Annotated in this window: 19 protein-coding genes; 12 read left to right on the forward strand and 7 right to left on the reverse strand. The window is 76.2% G+C overall.

Annotation, left to right across the window (positions count from 1 at the left end; genetic code table 11):
* Nucleotides 1–25 precede the first annotated feature (25 nt).
* From EDC03_RS16975 to EDC03_RS16990, 4 genes are all read right to left on the reverse strand, one after another.
* Nucleotides 26–1723, reverse strand: coding sequence for a glycoside hydrolase family 13 protein (locus EDC03_RS16975; RefSeq protein ID WP_123381479.1), 1698 nt, complete (start codon nucleotides 1721–1723; stop codon nucleotides 26–28).
* 124 nt (nucleotides 1724–1847) lie between these two features.
* On the reverse strand, nucleotides 1848–2657 hold the full coding sequence (locus tag EDC03_RS16980; protein WP_123381454.1) for an ABC transporter permease: 810 nt from the start codon (nucleotides 2655–2657) through the stop codon (nucleotides 1848–1850).
* Nucleotides 2654–3589 (reverse strand): ATP-binding cassette domain-containing protein, encoded by a 936-nt coding sequence (locus EDC03_RS16985; protein WP_123381455.1) that lies wholly within the window; start codon nucleotides 3587–3589, stop codon nucleotides 2654–2656. The genes EDC03_RS16980 and EDC03_RS16985 overlap by 4 nt, the downstream gene beginning before the upstream one ends.
* A gap of 224 nt (nucleotides 3590–3813) precedes the next feature.
* Complete coding sequence (locus tag EDC03_RS16990) at nucleotides 3814–4839, reverse strand: LacI family DNA-binding transcriptional regulator (protein WP_158674347.1); 1026 nt, start codon at nucleotides 4837–4839, stop codon at nucleotides 3814–3816.
* A 276-nt stretch (nucleotides 4840–5115) separates the two neighbouring features.
* Here EDC03_RS16990 and EDC03_RS16995 point away from each other — a divergent pair, with 276 nt between their 5' ends.
* The 12 genes from EDC03_RS16995 (at nucleotide 5116) to EDC03_RS17055 (ending at nucleotide 18361) form a co-directional block, all read left to right on the forward strand.
* The gene (locus EDC03_RS16995; RefSeq protein WP_123381457.1) at nucleotides 5116–9006 is read left to right on the forward strand and encodes a LamG-like jellyroll fold domain-containing protein; all 3891 of its coding nucleotides are present in this window, start codon (nucleotides 5116–5118) and stop codon (nucleotides 9004–9006) included.
* 230 nt (nucleotides 9007–9236) lie between these two features.
* A complete protein-coding gene (locus EDC03_RS17000) occupies nucleotides 9237–11321 on the forward strand; it encodes a glycoside hydrolase family 31 protein (protein ID WP_123381458.1) in 2085 nt (694 codons plus the stop codon).
* The gene (locus tag EDC03_RS17005; protein WP_123381459.1) at nucleotides 11318–12202 is read left to right on the forward strand and encodes a substrate-binding domain-containing protein; all 885 of its coding nucleotides are present in this window, start codon (nucleotides 11318–11320) and stop codon (nucleotides 12200–12202) included. Before EDC03_RS17000 ends, EDC03_RS17005 begins: the two co-directional genes overlap by 4 nt.
* 36 nt (nucleotides 12203–12238) lie before the next feature.
* Entirely contained in the window at nucleotides 12239–13393 is a 1155-nt protein-coding gene (locus EDC03_RS17010; RefSeq protein ID WP_123381460.1) for an SDR family oxidoreductase, read from the forward strand.
* Between the two features lie 188 nt (nucleotides 13394–13581).
* Nucleotides 13582–14817 (forward strand): FAD-binding domain-containing protein, encoded by a 1236-nt coding sequence (locus tag EDC03_RS17015; protein ID WP_123381461.1) that lies wholly within the window; start codon nucleotides 13582–13584, stop codon nucleotides 14815–14817.
* 25 nt (nucleotides 14818–14842) lie between these two features.
* Nucleotides 14843–15259 carry a DUF2256 and DUF3253 domain-containing protein gene (locus EDC03_RS17020; protein WP_241967247.1) on the forward strand — a complete coding sequence of 139 codons (417 nt, stop codon included), beginning with the start codon at nucleotides 14843–14845 and terminating at the stop codon, nucleotides 15257–15259.
* 146 nt (nucleotides 15260–15405) lie between these two features.
* Nucleotides 15406–15888: an Asp23/Gls24 family envelope stress response protein gene (locus tag EDC03_RS17025; RefSeq protein ID WP_123381462.1), complete on the forward strand. Its 483-nt coding sequence runs from the start codon at nucleotides 15406–15408 to the stop codon at nucleotides 15886–15888.
* A complete protein-coding gene (locus EDC03_RS17995; RefSeq protein ID WP_199720380.1) occupies nucleotides 15885–16496 on the forward strand; it encodes a hypothetical protein in 612 nt (203 codons plus the stop codon). The genes EDC03_RS17025 and EDC03_RS17995 overlap by 4 nt, the downstream gene beginning before the upstream one ends.
* Before the next feature lie 75 nt (nucleotides 16497–16571).
* Nucleotides 16572–16751, forward strand: coding sequence for a DUF2273 domain-containing protein (locus tag EDC03_RS17040; RefSeq protein WP_123381464.1), 180 nt, complete (start codon nucleotides 16572–16574; stop codon nucleotides 16749–16751).
* On the forward strand, nucleotides 16744–17187 hold the full coding sequence (locus EDC03_RS17045; RefSeq protein WP_123381465.1) for an Asp23/Gls24 family envelope stress response protein: 444 nt from the start codon (nucleotides 16744–16746) through the stop codon (nucleotides 17185–17187). Before EDC03_RS17040 ends, EDC03_RS17045 begins: the two co-directional genes overlap by 8 nt.
* Nucleotides 17184–17780: a DUF6286 domain-containing protein gene (locus tag EDC03_RS17050; protein WP_123381466.1), complete on the forward strand. Its 597-nt coding sequence runs from the start codon at nucleotides 17184–17186 to the stop codon at nucleotides 17778–17780. The genes EDC03_RS17045 and EDC03_RS17050 overlap by 4 nt, the downstream gene beginning before the upstream one ends.
* Nucleotides 17777–18361 carry a hypothetical protein gene (locus EDC03_RS17055; protein ID WP_123381467.1) on the forward strand — a complete coding sequence of 195 codons (585 nt, stop codon included), beginning with the start codon at nucleotides 17777–17779 and terminating at the stop codon, nucleotides 18359–18361. Before EDC03_RS17050 ends, EDC03_RS17055 begins: the two co-directional genes overlap by 4 nt.
* A gap of 75 nt (nucleotides 18362–18436) precedes the next feature.
* Here EDC03_RS17055 and EDC03_RS17060 read toward each other — a convergent pair whose 3' ends face one another.
* The 3 genes from EDC03_RS17060 to EDC03_RS17070 form a co-directional block, all read right to left on the reverse strand.
* Nucleotides 18437–21331 (reverse strand): glycoside hydrolase family 78 protein, encoded by a 2895-nt coding sequence (locus tag EDC03_RS17060; protein ID WP_123381468.1) that lies wholly within the window; start codon nucleotides 21329–21331, stop codon nucleotides 18437–18439.
* Nucleotides 21332–21413: 82 nt separating this feature from the next.
* Complete coding sequence (locus EDC03_RS17065) at nucleotides 21414–22241, reverse strand: carbohydrate ABC transporter permease (RefSeq protein WP_241967248.1); 828 nt, start codon at nucleotides 22239–22241, stop codon at nucleotides 21414–21416.
* On the reverse strand, nucleotides 22238–23152 hold the full coding sequence (locus EDC03_RS17070; RefSeq protein WP_123381483.1) for a carbohydrate ABC transporter permease: 915 nt from the start codon (nucleotides 23150–23152) through the stop codon (nucleotides 22238–22240). Before EDC03_RS17070 ends, EDC03_RS17065 begins: the two co-directional genes overlap by 4 nt.
* Nucleotides 23153–23162: the final 10 nt, after the last annotated feature.

Raw genomic sequence — 23162 nt, forward strand, 5'->3', positions numbered from 1 at the left:
GGCCGGCGACCGGCGCCCCGTGGGCTCAGCCGTCGACCTCCACCCACGCCGCGGCGTCGCCCGGCAGCACCCCGCCCTCGACGGGCTCGGAGGCCACGAGCACCCGCGCCCCGGCCGGCAGGTCCACGGGCGCGGCGCCGAGGTTGACCCACGACTGCACGTGCGAGCCCTCGCGGGCGACGGCGAGGACGTCGGGCGACGGCGTCCGCACCCACCGCATCGGCCCCGCCTGGGCGAGGTGCTGGCGCCGCAGCGCCAGCACCCGCCGGTAGAGGGAGAGCGTCGAGGCGGGGTCGGCGGCCTGGGCCTGCGCGGTCAGCGCGCCCCAGCCGGCGGGCTGCGGCAGGTACGGGTCCAGGGCGGGGCTGCCGTCGGGGCGGCGTTCCGGCGAGAAGCCGAAGGGCGGGGCGTCGCCCGACCACGGCAGCGGCACGCGGGAGCCGTCGCGGCCCGGGTCGGTGCCGCCGGAGCGCGTGAAGATCGGGTCGGTGCGGCGGTCGTCGGGGACGTCCTCGACCTCCTGCAGGCCCAGCTCCTCGCCGAGGTAGACGTAGAGGACGCCGGGCAGCGCGGCCGTCAGCATCACGGCGGCGCGGGCGCGGCGACGTCCCAGCGCGAGGTCGGGCACCTCCGTGGGCCAGCGCGCGCGCTCGGTCTCGTTGGTGCCCTTCTCGGGGAACTGGCTGCGCGCGTAGCGCGTCGCCTGCCGGACGACGTCGTGGTTGGTGAGCACCCACGCGCACGGGGCCCCCGTGAGCCCCGACATCGCGACCGACCGGTCGACGACGTCGCGCCACGGCCCGGCCCGCCACGCGACGTGCAGCGGCTCGAACTCGAAGGCCGTGTGCATCTCGTCGGGCCGGAGGTAGAGCGGCAGCCGCTCGGCGCGGCGGGCGGGCCACGCCTCGGCCACGAAGACCCGCGGCGGGTCGTAGGTGTCGGCCAGCGCCCGCCACTCGCGCCAGATGTCGTGGACCTCGTCCTGGTCCCAGCCCGGGTGCTCCTCGGTGCGGCGGTCGCGCCCGTCGGCGTCGGGCAGCCCGGCCTCCTTGACGAGGCCGTGGGCGACGTCGACGCGGAAGCCGTCCACGCCCCGGTCGAACCAGAAGCGCAGGACGTCGAGCATCTCGTCGTGGACCTCGCGGTTCGACCAGTCGAGGTCGGGCTGCTCGGGCGCGAACATGTGGAGGTACCAGTCGCCCGGCTCCCCCTCGGGCGTCGTCGTCCGGGTCCACGCCGGCCCGCGGAAGCAGCTCTCCCAGTCGTTGGGCGGCTCCTCGCCGTGCTCGCCGCGGCCCGGCCGGAAGAGGTAGCGGGCCCGCGCGGTCTCGTCGCCGGCCAGGGCGGCGCGGAACCACGGGTGCTGCTCGGAGGTGTGGTTGGGGACGACGTCGAGCATCACCCGGAGCCCCAGCGCGTGCGCCTCCGCGACGAGCGCCTCGGCGTCCGCCGTCGTGCCGTACCGCGGGTCGAGGCGGCGGTAGTCGGCGACGTCGTAGCCGGCGTCGACCATCGGCGAGACGTACCAGGGGTTCACCCACACGGCGTCGACCCCGAGCGCCGCGAGGTACGGCAGCCGCGCGCGGAGCCCGGCGACGTCGCCCCACCCGTCGCCGTCGCCGTCGGCGAAGGCCCGCAGGACCACCTGGTAGACGACGGCCGTGCGCCACCACTCCTGCTGCGGCGCAGCGGCGTCGGCGGGGGGCAGGGCGTCCGCGGGCATGGCGGGGGCCGGGACGGCGGGCGCGTCGGGACGCGCGGGGACGCCGTGGGAGGGCGCGGGGTCGGGCACGGTCACGCCCGGCATCGTCGCCCACCGCCCCGGGCGGGGCGTCGGGGGACCTCCCTCAGACGTCCCGGCGGCGCAGGACGAGCGCCGCCGCGCCGAGGAGCACGACGAGCCAGAGGGCCATGACGCCCAGGCCCCCCCACGGGCCGAGCTCGCCCGGGACCACGGACAGCACCTGGGCGCCGGCCTCGCCGGGCAGGTACGCCGCGGCGCGGGAGACCCACTCCCAGCCGAGCAGCGACCCGAGGAGCATGAGGAGGCTCGGCAGGAAGAGCAGGACGGCGAGGACGAGGGCGACGCCGCCCGCCGAGCCGCGCACCAGCCACCCCAGCGCCAGGCCGAGCAGCGCGACGCCGGCGAGGTAGAGCCCGGTGCCGACGACGACGCGCGCCCCGGTGCCGTCGAGGAGCGACGGGGCGTCGGCGCCGTAGAGGGGCAGCGTCACGAGCGCCGAGAGCAGCACGCCGACGACGCCGAGGACGAAGGCCGTGGCGGCGAGGACGACCGCCTTGGCCACGAGGACGGGGACCCGGCGCGGGACGGCGGTCATCGTCGCGCGGACGGCGCCCGTGGCGTGCTCGCCCGTGATGGTCAGCACGCCGAGCACGGCCACGGGGATCTGGCCGAGGAGGACGCCCGTCGTGAGGGACGTGACGTCCGTCGGCCCGCCGACGCCGCCCGTGGCCGCGGTGACGACCGCGAGGAGCGCGGCGATGCCGACGACGCCCGCGAGGGTGAGGGCGAGCGTCCACCACGTCGAGCGGAGGGTGAAGAGCTTGATGCGCTCGGAGCGGACCACCCGGGCGAGGGTGACGCCGTCGCGGGCGCCGGCGGACGAGGGGCCAGGGGCGTGCGTCGTGGCGCTCACGAGGTCCTCCCGGAGGTGGCAGGGGCTGCGGCGGAGGCGTACTCGACGTCGCCGGCCGTGAGGGTCATGAAGGCGTCCTCGAGGGAGGCCTGGCGGGGGGTCAGCTCGTGCAGCGGCAGCCCCTCGGCGGCCGCGAGGTCGCCGACGCGGGCGGCGTCGAGGCCGCGGACGACGAGCGGGGCACCGGCGGCGCCGCCCTCGACGCGGCCGCCGGCCCGGTGGACGGCGGCGGCGACGTCCGCGGCCCGCGGGCTGCGGACGAGGACGGAGGCGTCGCTCACCGAGGCGACGACCTCGGCGACCGTGCCGGTCGCGACGACGCGTCCGCGCCCGACGACGACGAGGTCGTCCGCGGTCATCGCCATCTCGGCCATGAGGTGGGACGAGACGAGGACGGTGCGGCCCCCGTCGGCGAGCCGGCGCACCGTCTGCCGCACCCAGCGCACGCCCTCGGGGTCGAGGCCGTTGACCGGCTCGTCGAGCACGAGCACGCGCGGGTCGCCGAGCAGCGCGGCGGCGATGCCGAGGCGCTGCCCCATGCCGAGCGAGAAGCCGCCGGCACGGCGCCGGGCCACGCCCGTGAGGCCGACGGTCTCGAGGACCTCGTCGACGCGGCCCGCGCCGATGCCGTGCGTGGCGCCCAGGGCGCGCAGGTGGTCGCGGGCGCTGCGGCCGGGGTGGAGGGCGCGCGCCTCGAGGAGCGCGCCGACCTCCCGCAGGGGCGCGGGGGAGTCGACGTACGCGTGGCCGCCGACGGTGACGCGGCCCGCGGTGGGCCGGTCGAGCCCGACGACCATCCGCATCGTCGTCGACTTGCCCGCGCCGTTCGGCCCGAGGAAGCCGGTGACCCGGCCGGGCTCCACGCGGAAGCTCATCCCGTCGACGGCGGTCGTGGCGCCGTACCGCTTGGTGAGGCCCTCGGCGACGATCACCGGAGATCCCCTCGCGCGGTGCCGGTCCCGACCCGGGGGTCGTGGGCGGCTCGTCGCGCGTGCCGTCGTCGGTCCTGCCTCGGGCGTCGGTGAGGTGCCATGACGACGACGCTAGGTCGGCCGACCGGCCCCTGTCGTCGTCCCCAGGGCTGGTCCTCCTCGTCCGACCGGACCGTCCGCCGTCCGACCTGAGGGGGACCCGGCGCCCGGGACGCCCGGCGTCGTCAGCGCCCGGGGGTGGCCCGGGCCGGGCCCGTCCCGCTGCCGCGGTCGACCAGCTCGGGCACGACGAGCCGCCGGGCGGGGGCGCCGGCGGCGGCGTCGAGCCGCGACGTCAGCAGCTCGACGGCGCCGCGCGCCACCCGCCCCGGGGCGCTCTCCACCGAGGTGAAGGGGATGGCGAAGAAGGACGCCAGCCGGGCCGAGTGGAGGCTCACGACGGCGACGTCCTCCCCGGCACGGAGCCCGAGGTCGTGGAGGACCGTCGGGAGCATGGCGGCCGCGGCGTCGTTGTGGACGAGCAGCGCCGACGGGCGGTCGTCCCCGCCGAGGAGGTCGGCGAGGTCGGCGCGCACGGCCTCGGGCGTGGTCGGGCTGTCGTGGTCGACGAGCGCGAGGCCGCGCTCGGCGGCCCGGGCGTGCGCGGCCCGGGCGAAGCGGAGAGCGAAGGTGTGCCCCGCCGCGTAGACCTCCGGGGCCCACCGCACCAGCGTCGCGCGCTCGTGCCCCCGGTCGGCCAGGTGCTCGACGAGGAGCTCGGCCGCCGCGGCGAAGTCGAGGTCGACGGCGTCGGCGGGCCCGGGGTCGGGCGGCATCCCCACGAGGACGGCCGGGAAAGGGCTGCGGCGCAGGGGCTCCAAGCGGGGGTCGTCCTCGAGGACGTCGAGGAGCAGGAGGCCGTCGACCCGTTGCTCCCGCACCGCACGACCGACGGCGGCGGCGGCGTCCTCGTCGGTGATGAGCTGGAGCGAGTAGCCCGCCTCGCGCGCGGCGTCGGCCAGCGCCACGAGGTACGTCGCCATGGCCGGCTCGAACTCGGCGTGGTGGAAGCGCAGGACGACGCCCAGCGTCATCGTCCGGGCGGTCCGCAGCGCCCGGGCGCCGAGGTGGACGGTGTAGTCGAGCCGGGCGATCGCCTCGTTGACCCGGCGTGCGGTCTCGGCGGAGATGGCCCGCTTGCCCGACAGGACGTAGGAGACCGTGCTCGGCGAGACCCCCGCCTCGCGGGCCACGTCGCCGATGGTCGCCACCCGGCTCCCTCCCCGTCCCGTCGCCCCGTCCGACGTGCGCCGTCGCACATCGCGAGGGTATTGCGCCGTTCTGCCGCAGCCGCGTACGGTTCGGCTGTCGAATCGATTCGACAGTTCGACCGCCGGCGCGACGAGGCGCCGCCCGACCACGGGCCGGGAGCGACCGGCCGTGACGCGCACGACGACGAGAGAGGTGCGACGACGATGTCTGCCCACGAACGACGCCACGCAGGACGGAGGCGGCGCACGGTCGCCGTCGCCGCCGTCGCGTCAGCCATGGTCATCCCCACCGCAGGGGCGACGACCGCCGCGACGCGGCCCGCCCCCGCACCGGCCCCCGCCGCTGCGGCGGAGACGCCGGAGCTGGTCCTCCACTACACCTTCGACGACGTGGACCTCGCCGGCGGCGTGGTCCCCGACTCCTCCGCCAAGGGACTCGACGGGCAGCTGCGGGGCGCCGGCGGCGCCACCGTCGTCGAGGGTGCGGCCGGCACGGCCCTCGAGCTCCCGGGCGGGACCCCCGGCACCGACTCCCCCTTCGTCGAGATCCCGGGCGGGGTCTTCGAGGGCCTGGAGGCCGCGACCATCTCGACGTGGGTGCGCTGGGACGGCGGACCGGACTTCCAGTGGGTCTACAACCTCGGCGCGAACAACGAGCGCGCCACCTTCCTCACGCCCTCGTTCAGCGGCGACGCGCGGACGCGCTCGTCGGTCAAGCCGGTCAACGGCAACGCCGAGGTGGGCGTCTCAGGCGGCAGCAAGCTGCCCACCGGGTCCTGGGTCCAGGCCACCACGGTGCTCGACGGGTCGACCGTCGTCTACTACGTCAACGGCCTCGAGGTCGGCCGGCAGTCGGCGGCCCTGGACCTGGACGCCGTCCTGCACGCGGACGGCACGTCCGGTCGCATCGGCCGGGCCTTCTGGGAGGGCCATCCGTTCTTCGACGGAGCGGTCGACGACTTCCAGGTCTTCGACGCGGCGATGTCGCCCGAGCAGGTCGTCGAGCTGTACGGCCAGGACCTGCCGACCGTCTCCGGCCTCGCCACCTCGACCTTCGACGTCCGCACGACCCGGTCGGTGGCGCCCACGCTGCCGCGCACGGTCGACGCGACGTACTCCGACGGCCTGAGCCGCCCTGTCGCGATCACCTGGGCCGACGTGCCCGCCGACGCGTACGCCCAGCCCGGCCGCTTCACGGTCGAGGGGCGCGTCGCGGGCACCGAGCAGACCGTCACCGCCACGGTCGTCGTCACGCTGCCGGGCGAGGTCACCGTCGACCTGGCCACCAGCACCGGCGCCTTCCTGGGCGGCGCGTCCGGGACCCTCTACGGCGTCTACGACGAGGGCCTGCCCACGCGCAACCTCCTCGAGGGCATCGACCTGCAGTCGGTGGCCACCAAGGCGCAGGACGGCCCCCAGCACCCCGGCGCCGACGCGCTCGAGGTGGTCGAGCCGCTCGCGGCCACCAGCGACGGCGACGTCTACGTCTACATGACGGACATCCACCGCGGCTTCCCGTACCAGTGGCCGGGCGACACGCCCGAGCAGCGCATGGACATCTACATGGAGAAGCTGGAGAAGCAGGTCGACCAGGTCCTCCAGCTGCCCGAGGACGAGCAGGACAACATCGTCCTCATGCCGTTCAACGAGCCCGAGGGCAACATGTTCGGCAGCGGTCAGTGGAGCTACAACGGCATCAGCTGGCTGGACGACCCGCAGTACTTCTTCGCGTCCTGGGACCGCGCGTACCGGATGATCAAGGACAAGTGGCCCGAGGCGCGCATCAGCGGGCCCAACACGTCGGTGCTGTACGACCAGGTGCACGGCTTCATGGAGCACGCCGTGGCGGCCGACACCGTGCCGGAGGTCATCTCGTGGCACGAGCTGTCCAACCCGGCGACCATCCGCACCAGCGTGGACCGCTACCGCGGCTGGGAGGAGGAGATCTTCGCCGGCACCGAGCGGGAGGGCACCGAGCTCCCCATCAACATCACCGAGTACGCGTTCAACTACCACACCTCGGTGCCCGGCCAGATGATCCAGTGGGTCTCGGCGCTCGAGGACAGCAAGGTCTTCGGCGACATCGCCTACTGGAACATCGACGGCAACCTGTCCGACTCCGCCGTCGAGGCGAACAAGGCCAACGGCCAGTGGTGGCTGCTCAACGCCTACTCCTCGATGAGCGGCGACACGGTCGAGCTCACCCCGCCCCAGCCGGGCGTCAGCTACACCCTCCAGGGCGTGGCCAGCCTCGACGAGGAGAAGGGGCAGGCCCGCGCCATCATCGGTGGTGCCGAGGGCGAGTCCTTCCTGCGCTTCGACAACGTCCCCGCCGACGTCTTCGGCGAGACCGTGCACGTCGAGGTCAAGGAGATCGGCTGGACCGGCCAGCTCGGCAGCTCGGCCAACCCGCCGACCGTCGCCGAGTACGTCGCCGAGGTGCAGGACGGCGAGCTCGTCGTCCACTTCGGCGGCGAGGAGGTGCCGCTGCTCGACGACGAGTCGGCCTACCAGGTCGTCGTCAGCCCCGGCGAGGGCGCGACGGCGACGTCGAGCAACCCCGTCCTCTGGGACGCCACCTACGAGGCCGAGGACGCCACCCGCCGCGGCGCGGGCATCACCGTCAACGGCCCCGAGGGCGGCCCCACGCGGCAGGGCAGCTTCTACACCTCCGGCGAGTACAACGTCGGTGGCCTCCGGACCGGGGCCGACGTCAGCCTCGACTTCGAGGTCGACGTCCCGCAGGCCGGCGAGTACGACCTCAGCGTCTTCGCCAACTCCCTCAACACGGCGCAGATCAACGCCGAGCAGGGCCCCGTGAACGTCTTCCTGCGGGTCGACGGCCGGGCGGCCTCCGAGCAGGAGCTGTTCATGCCGCTGGGCTACAAGTGGGTCGTCTGGGACCAGGAGAAGACCACCGTCCAGCTCCCGGCCGGCAGGAGCGCCATCACCCTCGCCTCCCGCAGCGCCGACGGCACCGGGTCCACCAAGGGCGACGTGCTCATCGACAAGATCGACCTGTCGCTGGCGAACCCGGCGCACACCGAGGAGACCTACGAGGCCGAGCAGGCGCGTCTGGACGACGGCGCCACCCTCGACCACACCGGGCAGTCCTCCGGCGCGGGCAAGGCCCGCCTCGGCGCCGACCAGGCCGTGACCTTCTGGGTCCACTCGCCCGTGGACGCCGGGGCGACCCTCGCCCTCGACGCCACGAGCGACGGCACCCACACGGTGACGGTGAACGAGAACGAGGTCTCCACCGGCACCGAGGTGACCACGTTCCTGTCCGGAGGCATCAACAAGGTCACCGTCACCGGTGTCTCGGGCACCACGCTCGTCGACCGGCTGCGGGTCACCTGGCCCGACGACGCCCTGCCGAGCACCGAGCACGAGGCCGAGGACGCGACGCTCGCCGGCACCGCACGGGTCGCCGACATGTCGCTCGCCAGCGGTGGCAAGGCCGTCGTCGACGTCGGCGGGGCGCCGGGCAACGGCAGCACGCTGACCTTCGACGACGTCGTGGCCGCCGAGGACGGGAAGCACGCGCTGACCTTCCGCTACTCCAACCAGGAGCAGTCGCCGGCGACGCACTACAACCCCGACCCGGTGGCGCGCTACGCGTACATCTCGGTCAACGGCGGCGAGGCGCAGCGGGTCCCGTTCCCCCACTCCTTCCACCAGAACAACTTCTGGGAGCTGACGGTCCCCGTCGAGCTCACGGAGGGGACCAACACGGTCCGGATCTCCTCCGAGGAGAAGCCGAACTTCGACGGCGTGACGTACGCGTCCGACACGTGGCCGGGCATCCTGCTCCGGTCCGAGTGGGCCCCGAACCTCGACACGCTCCGGGTCACGCCCCTCGTGGCGTCGGACGCCGAGCCGGAGCCGCAGCTCGACGTGGCGGTCGCGGTCGAGTCGCGGTGCGTGGGGCGGAACACGTTCCTCCAGGTCACCATGACGAACGACGAGGACGCCCGCGTGGCCTTCACGGCCACCTCGCCCCACGGCCAGGTGACGGTGCCGCAGCTGGCGCCGGACCGCACCACGGGCCGGGCCATCCGACCGCGCGCCACGTCGGTCCCCGCCGGCGAGGTCACCTGGACGGCCACCAAGGGCGACGTCGTCGCCACCGGGACGGCGGCCTACGCGGCCAAGAGCTGCCGCTGACCCACCCGACGCCCGGCCCTCGGGGGAGGTGAGCTCCCCGAGGGCCGGGACGCCGACCCGCTTCCTGCTGCCGGGTCGGCACCCGGACCACCCGCCCGCCGCTCGGGCGGGTGGTCCGGCGCCCACCGGACGGCCGGCGTCCCCCGCCGTCCTCCCACCGCTCCACCCCGCTCGTCGGGGCCCGCACCACGACCACGGCGCCCCCGGGCGCCGGCACCGGAAGGACCTCGATGCAGCACCTCTCGGCCACCCCCACCGGCCTCGTCTGGCGTGGTGGGGGGCAGACCCTCGTCGTCGAGGCCTGGGGGCAGGACTCGCTGCGCGTCCGCGCCGTCCCCCGTGGGGACGTCCTCGACACCGACTGGGCGCTGCTGCCGCCCGCGCCGACGTCGCCCGAGGTGCGGCTCGAGGACGACGGCGCCACCGGCGTCCTCGTCAACGGCGCGATCACCGCACGGCTGCGCGCCGGCGCCGCCTACGACGAGCAGCTCGGCCACGAGGTCGGGCGCTGCGACGTCACGTTCCTGGACGCCGACGGGCGGGTCCTGCTCCGCGAGCTCGACGCCGGCGGGTCCCTCAAGCTGCCGGCACGGTCGATGCGACCGCACCGCGGCGGCGGCGAGCACGCCCTCACGGCCGCCTTCGAGCCCGTCCCCGGCGAGCGGCTCTACGGCATGGGGCAGTACCAGCAGCACCTGCTGGACATCAAGGGCGCGACCTTCGAGCTCGCCCACCGCAACTCGCAGGCCAGCGTCCCGTTCGTGCTCTCCAGCGCCGGGTACGGCTTCCTGTGGCACAACCCCGCGATCGGGCGCGCGACCTTCGCCACCAACCGCACCGAGTGGACCGCCGAGTCGACCAAGCAGCTCGACTACTGGATCACCGCCGGCGCGACACCCGCCGACATCACGCGCCGCTACGCCGGCGCCACCGGCCACACCCCGATGATGCCGGAGCGCGGTCTCGGCTTCTGGCAGTGCAAGCTCCGCTACTGGAACCAGGAGCAGCTCCTCGAGGTGGCGCGGGAGCACCGGCGACGCGGCCTGCCGCTCGACGTCGTCGTCGCGGACTTCTTCCACTGGCCGGAGATGGGTGACTTCCGCTTCGACGAGGAGTTCTGGCCGGACCCGGCGGCGATGGTCGCCGAGCTCGACGCGATGGGCGTCGAGCTCATGGTGTCGGTGTGGCCGCAGGTCTCGCTGCGCTCGGAGAACGTCGACGAGCTGCGACGCCGGAACCTCCTGGTCACCTCGGACCGCGGCACGGACATCCAGATGGGCTTCGAGGGCGCCAGCGTCTTCCTCGACGTGACCAACCCCGAGGCGCGGACCTGGCTGTGGGAGAAGCTCGAGCAGGGCTACGGGCGGTACGGCATCCGGACCTTCTGGCTCGACGAGGCCGAGCCGGAGTTCGGCGCGTACGACTTCGACGCCTACCGGTACCACCTCGGCCCGGTGCTGGAGGTGGGCAACATCTACCCCCAGCACTTCGCCCGCGCCCTGCACGAGGGGCAGGTCGCGGCCGGCGACCCCGACGTCGTCAACCTCCTGCGCTGCGTCTGGGCCGGGAGCCAGCGCTACGGCGCCCTCGCCTGGTCCGGGGACATCTCCTCCACCTTCGAGGACCTCCGCCGTCAGATCACCGCGGGCCTGCACATGGGCGTCGCGGGCATCCCGTGGTTCACCACCGACATCGGCGGCTTCCACCACGGCGACTCCGAGGACCCCGCCTTCCACGAGCTGCTGATCCGCTGGTTCCAGTTCGGCACCTTCTGCCCCGTCATGCGGCTGCACGGCGACCGACTGCCCTACGAGGAGGTCGCCGCCGCCGACGGGTCCCGCCGCCTGCGCTCCGGCGGGCCGAACGAGCTGTGGAGCTTCGGCGAGGAGGTGTACGAGGTCCTCGCCGGCTACGTCCACCTGCGGGAGGCGCTGCGGCCGTACGTCCGCGACGTCATGCGGCAGGCGCACGAGGACGGGCAGCCCGTCATGCGGGCGCTCTTCCACGAGTTCCCCGACGACGACGCCTCCTGGACGGTCGACGACCAGTTCCTCCTCGGCCCGGACCTGCTCGTGGCGCCCGTGACCGTCGCGGGGGCGCGCAGCCGCTCGGTCCACCTGCCCGCCGGCGCCCGCTGGACCGACCTGCGGACCGGGGACGTGCACGAGGGCGGGCAGCGGGTCGAGCTCGACGCCCCCCTCGCGGAGATCCCCGTGCTCGCCCGCGACGGCGCCCTCGCGCACCTCGTCGGCCGTGCCGTCCGGGCCGCCGGGGCGTCCGGCGCCGACCCCGCCCCCGGGGTCCTGACGCCGTGACGACCGGGCGCCGGGTCCTGGCCCTGACGGGCCGTCCGACCGCTGCCCGCCGGGCCCCCGGCGAGCAGCGGTGCCTCGACGGCGCGACGTCCACGGCCCTCCGGCTGGGCTACGACGTGCTCGTCCTCGACGGGGCCGAGGGCGGCGGCGGGGGCGTCGGGGGCGCGGCCGGGGTGCTGCGCCGCCGGCTCGACGCGGGCGACGTCGACGGCGTCGTCCTCCTCGACGTCGTCGACGCCGACCCGCGCCTGCCGGTGCTCCGCGCCGCCTCCCAGCCCGGCGTCGTCGTCGGCGCCCCGGTGGGGGCGGAGGGGCTGGACGCCGTCGAGCTCGACCTCGAGGAGGCCGGCCGCCTCCTCGTCGCGCACCTCGCCGACCTCGGGCACCGCGACGTCGTCCTCGTCGGCCGGGGGGACCCCTCGCCCTTCCGCCGGCCCCCTCGCGCCCGGCGCCTGCAGGACGCGGCGCGCGAGGAGGCGCGGCGCCGCGGCGTGCGCCTCGGCGTCCACCCGCTCGTCGGGGACGCCGCGGACCCGGAGGGGGAGCTGGCCCGGGCGCTGGGCGCCCGTCCGGGGGCGACGGCGGTCGTCCTCGACGACGAGGAGGCGGCCGTGGCGGTGGCCGGGGTGCTGGCACGGCGCGGGACGTCGGTGCCGGAGGACCTGTCCGTGCTCGTCCGGTGCGCCCTGGAGGTCGTCGAGGGGTTGCCGACGCCGTGGACGGCCGTGGGCACCTCGGCCGGGCGGCTCGGGGAGCTCGCGGTGCGGCAGCTCGTGCGACGCCTGGAGGCGACGGGTCGCCCGGAGCCGCGGGCGACGAGGCTGCTGACGCCCGCGCTGGTCGACCGGGGGACCACGGCGCCGCCGCGCGGTCGCGGCTGACGGAACACCGGGGGGCGCCGGGGTGCTCGCGGGAGGGTGAGCACCTCCTCCGCCGACCACCGTCCCGCCGACCCGTCGTCGACGGCCGACCTCCCCGACCGCGCCCCCACGCCGGTCCGCACCCCTCCGGAGGGCGCGCACGCGCTCGTCGTCGGCGCCACCGGCATCACCGGCTCGGCGCTCGTGCGGCAGCTCGTCGAGGCGGGCTGGCGCACCACCGGCCTCTCGCGGCGCCCGCCGGCCGACGACCGCGCGGCACACGTGGCCGCCGACCTCACCTCGCGCGCCTCGCTCGAGGAGGCGCTGGCCGACCTGCGCCCGACGCACGTCTTCGTCGGCGCCTGGGCGCGGCAGGACACCGAGGCGGAGAACATCCGCGTCAACGGCGGGATGGTCCGCGACCTGCTCGCCGTCCTCGGCCCGCAGGGCTCGCTGCGGCACGTCGCCCTCGTCACCGGCCTCAAGCACTACCTCGGGCCGTTCGAGGCGTACGGGCAGGGCGACCTGCCGGACACGCCCTTCCTCGAGGACGCCGAGCGGCTGCCCGTCGACAACTTCTACTACGCGCAGGAGGACGAGCTCTTCGCCGCCGCTGCGGCGCACGGCTTCACGTGGAGCGTCCACCGCTCGCACACCGTCCTCGGCCACGCCGTCGGCAACGCCATGAACATGGCCGCGACGCTCGGCGCCTACGCCGGCATCCAGCGGCGTCTCGGCCGCCCGTTCGTCTTCCCGGGGTCGCGGGCGCAGTGGGACGGCGTCGTCGACCTCACCGACGCCGACCTCCTCGCCGACCACCAGGTCTGGGCGGCGACGACGCCCGCCGCCGCGGACACGGCGTTCAACGTCGTCGACGGCGACGTCGTCCGCTGGCGCCGCCTGTGGCCGCGCCTCGCCGAGCACCTCGGCGTCGAGCCGCAGGGCCCGGGCGACGAGCCGCAGCCGCTCGAGGAGCAGATGGCCGGCGCCGAGGGCGTCTGGGCCGACCTCGTGGCGGAGGAGGGCCTCAGCGAGCCGGAGCTCGCGCGGGTCGCCTCGTGGTGGCACACCGACGCCGACCTCGGCCGCCCGATGGAGGTGCTCGCGGACATGACCCGCAGCCGCCTCCTCGGGTACACGGGCTACGTGAGCACGGAGCGGGCGCTGCTGCGCCAGGTCGACGCCTACCGCGCGGAGCGCCTCGTCCCCTGACGCCCGCCCGGGGCGCCCGGCACCCCGGGTCCTCGACGTCGCTGCCGAAGGTGAGCCACCGGCCCCTCTCCCCGACTTCGGCAGCGAAGTGGGCAGGAGGGGGCCCGTCTCCTCGACTTCGGCAGCGAAGTCGGGAGGAGGGGCGGGCCGGACGGGCGCGACGTCGCCCCGCGGGTGACCATCGGCCCGTGCCCCTGCTGCCCGCCCCGCCGACCGACCGGGACGGCGTCGTCGCCTACGTCGCCGAGCACCTGTCCCACCTCACCTGCGACGAGCCGGCGGCCTACGGGACGTCGGACATCCGCGGCGGGCAGGCGGCGGCCGACGCGGCGCTCGCCGCGCTCGACCTCACGGGGTACGCGCGACGTCGCAGCGTCGTCGCCCCTGAGTCCGGCCGCGGCGCCAGCCGGCTGAGCCCGTACATCCGGCACGGCCTGCTGACGCTCCCCGAGGTGTGGGACGCCGCGGGGGACGCGCCGCCCAAGGACAAGCAGCGGTTCCGCGACGAGCTGCAGTGGCAGGAGTACGCCCGCCACCTCTACGCGCGCGTGGGCCGCGACCTGCGGGAGCCGTTGCGCGCCGGGGACCCCCGTCCCGAGCCGGGCGCCCCGCTGCCCGACGCGACGACGGACGACCCGTGGCCGGGGCGCATGGCGTGCATGGCCGCGACGACGCGCGAGCTCCACGAGCGCGGCTGGCTCGTCAACCAGACCCGCATGTGGATGGCGTCGCAGTGGGCGGTGCGCGCGGGCGCGGACTGGCGCGAGGGCCGCGACGAGATGTACCGCCACCTCCTCGACGGCTCGCCCGCCGCCAACGGGCTCGGGTGGCAGTGGACCGCGGGGACGGCGACGGGCAAGGTCTACAGCTTCTCGCGGTGGCAGGTCGAGAAGCGCGCGCCGGCGCTGTGCCGCTCGTGCGCGCTGCGGGACGCCTGCCCTGTCCAGGACTGGCCGGCGGCGACGTCGGGCCCGCGCCTCGAGGGGCCGCCCGGCCTCGGCGGCGGCCCGACCGACGCCGGCCCGCGCAGCCCGGAGGTGACCGGCGAGCCCGAGGCGGTGTGGCTGACGGCGGAGTCGCTCGGCACGTCGGACCCGGCGCTCGCGGCGCACCCGGACCTGCCTGCCGTCTTCGTCCTCGACGAGCCCCTGCTCGCGCGGCTGCGGCTGTCCGGCAAGCGACTCGTCTTCCTCGTCGAGACCCTCGCGGAGCTCGGCGTCGACGTGCACCTCGGCGATCCCGTCGCCGAGCTGGCGGGCCGGCGCCTGGCGACGACGTGGACGTTCCCCCCGGGCTGGCGCCGCCGCGCCGACCGCCTCGACGTCGTCGCCCTCCACCCGTGGCCGTGGCTGCGCCGGCCGGGCTCGGGCTCGGTGCGCTCCTTCTCCGCGTGGGTCCGCAGCGCGCCCGGGCGCGGGCGGTGACGGCGGTGCCTGCGGGGGTGCCCGGGTGAGCCGCGGCGGCGGCCGCACCGGCCGGGGCTCCGCGCGGGACGCCCTGCCGACGAAGCCGTGCGTCGTCTGCGGGCGGACCATCACGTGGCGCAAGGCGTGGGAGCGGGACTGGGACGACGTCCGCTACTGCTCGCAGGCCTGCCGCCGGTCGGGCCTCTCGTCGACCGACCGCGAGCTCGAGGCGGCGGTCCTGCGGCTGCTCGACGCGCGGGCCGGCGGCGCGACGATCTGCCCGTCGGAGGCGGCACGCGCCGTCGGCGGCGACGACTGGCGACCGCTCATGGAGCCCGCCCGGGCCGCGGCGCGGCGGCTCGTCGCGGCCGGCGAGGCGGAGATCACCCAGGGCGGGAGCGTCGTGGACCCCTCGACGGCGAGGGGCCCGATCAGGGTCCGGCGGGTGCGCCGGGGCTGAGCCGCGGAGGGTCTGCCCGGCAGGGGCTCTCGCCGGCATGCGGGCACCCCGCCCCCGGTCTAGCGTCGGCGTGCCGTCCTCGAGACCGGCGGGACGGCCGCACCACGCACCCGACCCGCGGGAGACCGCGCGAGAGGACCACCCCCATGAGCCAGCAGACCCCCGCCGCGACCCCGGGGACCTCCGGCCGCCCCACCACCGGGTCCTCCGGCAGCGCCCTCGTCACGCCCCGCGGGACGACCACCGTGGCCGACCGCGTCGTGACGACGATCGCCGGCCTCGCCCTGCGCGAGGTGCCCGGCGTCCACGCCGTCGGCGGCGGCGCCGCCCGCGCCACGGGCGCCCTGCGCGACCGCATCACCGGCGGCGGCGGTGACGAGGGCCGCGGCGTGACCGTGGAGGTGACCGACGGCTCCGCCGCCCTGGGCGTCCGCCTCGTCGCGCGGTACGGCGTCCCGCTCGCCGACCTCACCGCCACCGTCCGTCGGGACGTCTCCACCGCCGTCGCCCGCCTCACCGGGCTGACGGTCAGCCGGGTCGACGTCACCGTCGACGACGTCCACCTCGACGGCCTCGACGACGACGCCGACGACGGCTCCGCCGCCGCGGTGCACGCGACCGGGCGATGATCACGAGCCCCACCGGATGGGTGCCCGTGGACCCGCCCGGTCCGGGGGCCGCCGCCGCCGTGACCGGGCCGTCCACGGACCCCGAGGACGGGACCGGCACGCCGACCGGCTGGGTGCCGGCGGCACCGACCCCCACGGCCGCGCCGGCAGCTGCTCCGGCGGCCCCGGTGCCGGCGGACCCGGCGGACCCGGTGGACCCGGTGGACCCGGCGCCCACGGCCGCCGCCCCGACGGCCGACGTCGCGCCCGACGACGCTCCCGCGGCCCCCGACGACCGTCAGCCCGCCGAGGTCGTCCGTGACGCGGTGCTCACCGCGCCCGGCGTCGTCGCCCTGTCCGGCGGGGCGCTCGGCGAGGTCGCCACCTTCCTGCCCGGCCGTCGGGTGCCGGGCGTCCGGCTGGGGCCGGGCCCCGGCGACCCGCTCGAGGTCCACGTCGTCGCGGCGTACGGCACCCCGGTCGCCGCGACGGCGGCCGCCGTCCGTGCGGCCCTCGCGGGCCTGCCCGCGTCCGCGGGCGTGGCGGGCCGGCCGGTGCACGTCGTCGTCGACGACGTCGCCCTCCCCGGCGCGCCGGGCACGGACGCCGGCGCCGCCGGTCCACGCTGACCCCCACCACCGTCCCCCGAGCACACCCCTGAGCCCACCCCCGAGCCGCACGGCTCCCGCCCCCCGGAGGCACCCATGCCCCGCTCGCTCGTCGGTCTCCTCGTCGGCCTGCTCCTCGCCCTCGCGGCGGCGGTCGGCGGCTTCGGCGCGTTCCTGCTCGCCGTCGTCCTCGGCGCCGTCGGCTGGGGGATCGGGGCGCAGCTCGAGGGCCGCCTCGACCTCTCCGGGCTCGCGCGCGGGCGCGGCCGTGGCTGACGCCGTCGGCACGGCACCTCCCGGTGCCCGCGCCGGCACGTCAGGCCCCACGACCGGTGCCACCACCGGTCCGGGCACGGACCCGGGCCGGCGCGGTCGCCTCCACGTCGCCGACCGGGCGCTCCAGCGCATCGCCGTCCGCGCCGCCGAGGGCGTCGACGGCGTGCTGCCGGCCGCCGTCGGCCGGGTCGCCGGCCTCCTCGGCTCCGGCCTGCCCGCCGTCGAGCTCGAGCGCGCCGGCCGCCACGTCCGCGTCCAGGTCGACGTCGCGATCCGATGGCCCGCCCCCGCCCCGCGGGTGACGGCGCAGGTCCGCGACGCCGTCTCGGCGCAGGTGGCCCGCACGGCCGGCCTCGTCGTCGACGCCGTCTCGGTGACCGTCCGCGACGTCGTCCGTGCCCCCGAGGGGCCCGTCCCGGTGCGGGTCGTCCGGTGAGCGCCGCCACGTCCCGCCGGACCGGGCAGGCCGGGTCCACGGGCACGCCCGGCGACGGCCGCACGCCGCTGCGCCCGGCGAAGCAGCGCACCGGCTCCGGCGCCGTCCCCGTCCTCGGGGTGCTGCTGGCGCTGTGCGTCCTGGCGCTCGCCGCCGTCCTCGTCCGGGACGGGCTCGTCCTCCTCGGCGCCTTCGGCGGGACGCCGTGGACGGAGACCGCGGTCGGTGCCGTCAGCGGCACCGCCCCGGCCACCTGGCTCGCCCCGGCGGGCGTCGCGGTCGCCCTGCTCGGGCTCTACCTCGTCGTCGCGTCGCTCGGGCGCCGCACGCGCAAGGAGGTCCGGCTGCGCCGCGCCCCCGCCGTCACCATCACCCCGCGCGACGTCGCCCGGCTCGCCTCGGCGGTCGCCCGCGACGTCGACGGCGTCGCCACCGCGCGCAGCACGGCCAGCCGCCGTGCGGTCGACGTCACGCTCTCCACGACGGGGGAGCCGACCGTCGGCGACGCGGTGAAGGACGCTGTCACGCGTCGCCTGTCCGTGCTGGACCCGTCGCCCCGGGTCCGGGTCCGCGTCCTCGGGGGCGACCGGTGATCCGCCGGCGCACGCTGGCGCTCGACCGGTTCGCGACCTTCGTCGCCGGCCTCGTCCTGCTCGCGCTCGGCGCGGCCGCCGTCGCCTGGTGGGGCGGGTGGCTGCAGCAGCTGTGGTCGCGCACGCCCGACGAGCTGACGCTGCGCACGGCGTCCGACGTGCTGTCCGCGTCCTGGTGGCCGGCGACCGCCGTCGTCGGCGGGGTCGTCCTCGGCCTCCTCGCGCTGTGGTGGCTGGCGGCCCACCGCACGCACCGCAGCACCGGGCCGGTGCGGCTCGACGGCTCCGGGCCCGGCGGGCAGCTGCTGCTCGTCGGCACCGCCGCGGTCTCCGCGGCGGCCGGCCAGCTCGCGGAGGCCCGCGGCGTCCGCAACGCCAAGGGCCGCTTCGGCCGCGACCGCGGCCAGCTCGTCGCCGACCTCCAGGCCGTCGTCGACCCGGCCGCCGACCTCGACGCCGTGGCCGACGAGGCCGACCGGGCCCTCGCCGACCTCGCCGTCGTCCTGGGCCGGCCCGACGTCGTCGCCCGCGTGCGGCTCGTCGTCGCGCAGGACTCGCGGCCGGAGCGCCGGGTCGAGTAGCGGCCTCCCGACCTCACGACGACGACGCCCGTCCGGTGCCGAGCACCGGACGGGCGTCGTGCGTCGGGCCCTCGCTCAGGCCCCGAGCAGCGCCTCGACGCGCCGGGCCAGCGGCTCGCCCGGCGGCGTGCCGCCGCGGCTCGGCACGACCCGGGCGGCCCGCACGAGCGGCAGGTCGAGGAAGCCGCCGAGCATCGACGCCACCTCCGCGTCGTCGCGGCCGACGCCCGCCTCGACCATCGCGGCCACGACCTCCGGCCAGCGCTCGGGGTCGGCCATCGCCTCGCGCGTCGTCGAGGTGGTCGTCGCCCGCGCCGGGCCCCCCACCGCGGCCACGTCGGCCGGGAGCTCGAAGCGGTGGGTCCCGCTCCCGACCTCCTGGGCCGCGCTGCCGTCGGGGAGGTGCACCTCGGCCGTGGTGCCCGTCGGCACGACGACCTCGAGGTGCCACCGGTCGCCCTCCACGTGCCACGCGACCGCGGCCCGGCCGTACGGGGTGACGTGCCGGGCCGCGGCCCGGGTCAGGCCTCCGCCGGGCAGCGGGCGGACGAGCAGCCGGCGGTAGCCGGGCTCGGCGGGGGCCAGGCCCGCGACGGTGCGGTGCAGCCAGTCGGCCACCGCCCCGAGCGCGTAGTGGTTGAACGACGTCATCTCGCCGGGGTTGATGGAGCCGTCCGGGAGCATCGAGTCCCAGCGCTCCCACACCGTGGTCGCCCCCATCGTGACCGGGTACAGCCACGAGGGGCAGCCCTGCTCGAGCAGGAGCCGGTAGGCCACGTCGACGTGCCCCGTCGTCGCCAGGGCGTCGGTGACGAGCGGCGTCCCGACGAAGCCCGTGGCGATCCGGAAGCCGGCCGTCCGCACGAGGTCGGCCAGGCGGTCCGCCGCGTGCGCCCGGGCGCCTTCCGGCAGGAGGTCCCAGCAGAGCGCCACCGCGTAGACGGTGGGGCAGTCGGAGAGCACGCGGCCCGACGGCGTCACGTACTCCGCGACGAAGGCGGCCTCGACGCGCTCCGCCGTCGCGCGCCAGCGCGCCTCGTCCTCGGTGCGCCCGAGGACGCGGGCCGCCCGCTCGACGAGCCGGGCGGCACGGGCGAGGTGGGCGGTGGCGACGACGTCCGGGTCCGCCTGGGCGGCGGCCGGCGCGTCCGGCGGGGCGGTCGGGTCGAGCCAGTCGCCGAACTGGAAGCCGCCCGTCCAGAGCAGGTCGTCGCCGGCCTCGCGGAGCAGGCGCTCGGCCCACGCCACCATGCTCGGCCACTGGCGCCGCAGCACCTCGACGTCGCCGGTGCGCTCGTGCACCACGGTGGGCACGACGACGGCGGCGTCGCCCCACGCGGCGGCGGGCACGGGGCCGTCGTCGTCGGAGAGGACGTCCGGCACGACGAAGGGCACCGCCCCGTCGACCTGGTCCGCGGCGACGTCCTTGAGCCACGAGACCCAGAAGCCGCCGCTCGCGGCGAGGAAGGACGCCGTCGGCGCGAAGACCTGCGCGTCGCCGGTCCAGCCGAGGCGCTCGTCGCGCTGGGGGCAGTCGGTGGGCACGTCGAGGAAGTTGCCCTGCATGCCCCGGCGCACGTTCTCGTGGAAGGTGTCGAGCAGCTCGTGCGACGAGGAGAACTCGCCGGTGCGCGGCAGGTCCGAGGTGAGGACGACGGCCTCGACGTCCTCGGCGCGCAGGTCCGGCACGCCCCGGACCTCGGCGTAGCGGAAGCCGTGGAAGGTGAAGCGCGGCTCGAGGACCTCCGGCTCCCCGTCGGCCGCGCCCGCGAGGTCGTAGGTGTCCGTGGCCCTCGCGGAGCGCAGCGGGCGGACGCCGAGGGCGCCGTCCTCGAGCACCTCGGCGTGGCGGACGACGACGCGGTCGCCCGCGGCGCCGCGGACCCGCACCCGCAGGCGCCCGACGACGTTCTCGCCGAGGTCGACGAGGAAGCCCTCCTCCGGCGAGGGCTCGACCGACCGTGCCGGCACCGTCCGGACCGCCCGCACCGGCGGGGCGTCGGCGGCGACGAGCGGCACCTCGGAGCGGCCGAGGACGGTCACGGGCTCCCAGCCCGAGTCGTCGAAGCCCGCTGCCGCCCAGGCGTCGTCGCGCCGGCGGAGGTCGACGTGCTCGCCGTCGTAGAGGTCGTCGTCGAGGACGTGCGACGGCGCCCAGCGCCAGTCCCCGTCCGTGACGACCCGCTCGGTGCGGCCGTCGGCGTAGGTCAGCTCGAGCTGGGCGAGGAGGGCGCGCCGGGTGCCGTAGAGGGCCCGCCGGTCGCCCCAGGTGAGACGGCCGCGCCACCAGCCGTTGCCGAGCAGCGCGCCGAGGACGTTGTCGCCGGGCTCGAGCAGGTCGGTGACGTCGTGCGTGCGGTAGCGCAGCCGGGACCGGTAGGCGGTCCATCCCGGCGCGAGCTCCTCGTCGCCGACCCGCTGCCCGTTGACCCAGGCCTCGACGAGCCCGTGGCCCGTGAGCCGCAGGCGGGCCCGGACGAGCCCGTCGTCGACGTGGAGCGTGCGGCGCAGCGCCGGCGCGGGCGAGGGCACCGGGGCGCCGGGCGAGCCCTCGGGGTCGGCGGTGACGAGGACGGCGTCCCAGTCCTCGTCCGCGAGCAGGGCGGCCTCGACCGGCTCGGGCGCGCTCCACGCCGTGGCCCGCCCGTCGTCACCGGTGACCCGGACCTGCACGAGCACGCCCTCGCCCGACGACAGGGGGACGAGCGGCCACGGGACCAGCACCTGGTCCGCCCCGGCCGGTCCGTCGACGACGACGGGCTCCTGGGCCTCGGCGTCGCCCACGGCCCGGCGGACCTCGTAGCGCCGCTGACGCCAGCCGTCGGGCGCGTCCTCGACGCGCCACGAGAGCCGGGGCGCGGCCTCGCCGACGCCGAGGGCCTCCCCGGGGGCGTGGTGCTCGGCGCGGAGGTCGACGACGCGGGGGGTGCCCGTCGTCGCGGCGGAGGTGGTCGGGGTGTCGCTCGTCATGGGGTGCGTCTCGTCCTCGCAGGTGGGGGAGCGGTGCCGCCGGGACGGACCTCCCGTCGGCACCGCCCGTCGGGGGAGGGCCTCAGCCCTTGACCGCGCCGGACGTCATGCCGGCGACGATCTGGCGGTTGAAGAACAGGAACATCACCAGGGGCGGGATGGTGATGAGCAGGATGTTGGTGAAGAGCAGGTTGTACTGCGTGCTCAGCTGGCTCTGGAAGTTGTAGAGGGTCAGCTGGACGGTGGCGTTGCGCTCGCCGGGCAGGAAGTAGAGGGCGTTCTGGAAGTCGTTGAAGACGGCCACCGACTGCACGACGACGACGGTGACGACGACCGAGCGCAGCACCGGGAAGATGACCCGGAAGAAGAGCCGGAGCGGCCCCGCGCCGTCCAGCGTGGCGGCCTCGTCGAGGTCGCGCGGGATGGTCGCGATGAAGGCGCGCAGCAGCAGGATGGTGAAGGACAGGCCGAAGGCGATCTGCACGAGGATGAGCCCCGGCATGGTGCGGAACAGGCCGATGCCCTGGAGCACCCAGATCGTCGGCACGACGGCCGGCGGGATGATGAGCCCGGACAGCACGAGCAGGTTGATGAGGCCGTTCCAGCGGGTCTTCCGCCGCTGCAGGACGAAGGCCACCATCGCCCCGAGCACCACCATTCCCGTGACGCTCGCCACGGTGAGGATGACGCTGTTGATGAAGGCGATGACGAGCAGGTAGTCCCGGGTCTCGAGCACGGTCCGCACGTTGTCGACGAGCGCGATCTCCGTGGGCCAGGTGAACTCGAGGAGGTTCGCCTCGGCCGGCGTCTTCATCGCGGTGACGAGGATGAAGGCGAAGGGTACGAGGAAGACGACGGCGGAGGCGACGACCGCCGCCGCCCCGCCGAGGACCTTCGTCGTCGGCCTCACAGCTCGACCTCCTTGCGGTTGAGGGCCACCGAGAGCGGCAGGACGATCACCGTGACGAGCAGGAAGAGCACGACGTTGCCCGCGGTCGAGAGGCCGTAGAAGCCGGCCTGGTACTGCTTGTAGATGACCGACGCGATGACGTCGGAGGTGAAGCCGGGCCCGCCCCGCGTCATGGCCCAGACGAGGTCGAAGGACCGCAGGCCGCCGATGAGCGAGAGCAGGACCACGGTGACGGTGGCCGGTCGGGCGAGCGGCAGCATGATGTGGCGCACCATCGACAGGGGGCCGGCGCCGTCGACCCGGGCCGCCTCGCGGAACTCGGCGGGGATGGACACGAAGCCGGCGATGTAGATGACCGTCGCGAGCCCGACGCCCTTCCAGACGTCGACGAGCGCCACCGACAGCAGCGCCAGGCGGGGGTCGGTGAGCCAGCCGGGCCCGTCGACCCCGACCGTCCCCAGCGCGGTGTTGACGAGACCCGTCGTCGGGTCGAGGAGCGCCTGGAAGGTGAGCCCGACGCCGATGGTGCTGACGAGCACGGGGAAGAAGACGACGGAGCGCAGGTACCCCCGCGCGACGATCTGCGACGTCAGCAGCAGCCCGAGGGCGAAGCCGAGCACCACCTTGAGGCCCGACGTCACGACGGCGTACACCACGGTGTTCCGCAGGCCCGTGAGGAGCGACGGCTCGGAGAAGAACTGGACGAAGTTGTCCAGCCCGATGAACTCCGACTCGAAGAGCGTCCAGCGGGTGAGGCTGTAGTAGAAGGACGCGACGGTCGGCACGAGGAACAGCACGGCGTAGATCACGGCCGCCGGCAGGTAGAACCAGCCGGGGTACATGCTGCGGGCCCGGCGGGGGGTGCGGCGCGCGGCGGCCGCGCTGGACCCGGGGCCGCCCGGGTCGGTCATCTCGCTCGCG

The organism is Pseudokineococcus lusitanus (assembly GCF_003751265.1).
Classification (GTDB): domain Bacteria; phylum Actinomycetota; class Actinomycetes; order Actinomycetales; family Quadrisphaeraceae; genus Pseudokineococcus; species Pseudokineococcus lusitanus.

Excerpts from the sequence above, each read along its gene's own strand:
- EDC03_RS17040 (WP_123381464.1), top strand. The coding sequence starts at position 16,572 with ATGCCCCGCTCGCTCGTCGGTCTCCTCGTCGGCCTGCTCCTCGCCCTC.
- EDC03_RS16995 (WP_123381457.1), top strand. The coding sequence starts at position 5,116 with ATGGTCATCCCCACCGCAGGGGCGACGACCGCCGCGACGCGGCCCGCC.
- EDC03_RS17995 (WP_199720380.1), top strand. The coding sequence starts at position 15,885 with ATGATCACGAGCCCCACCGGATGGGTGCCCGTGGACCCGCCCGGTCCG.
- EDC03_RS17060 (WP_123381468.1), bottom strand. The coding sequence starts at position 21,331 with ATGACGAGCGACACCCCGACCACCTCCGCCGCGACGACGGGCACCCCC.
- EDC03_RS16975 (WP_123381479.1), bottom strand. The coding sequence starts at position 1,723 with ATGCCCGCGGACGCCCTGCCCCCCGCCGACGCCGCTGCGCCGCAGCAG.
- EDC03_RS17070 (WP_123381483.1), bottom strand. The coding sequence starts at position 23,152 with ATGACCGACCCGGGCGGCCCCGGGTCCAGCGCGGCCGCCGCGCGCCGC.
- EDC03_RS17000 (WP_123381458.1), top strand. The coding sequence starts at position 9,237 with ATGCAGCACCTCTCGGCCACCCCCACCGGCCTCGTCTGGCGTGGTGGG.
- EDC03_RS17025 (WP_123381462.1), top strand. The coding sequence starts at position 15,406 with ATGAGCCAGCAGACCCCCGCCGCGACCCCGGGGACCTCCGGCCGCCCC.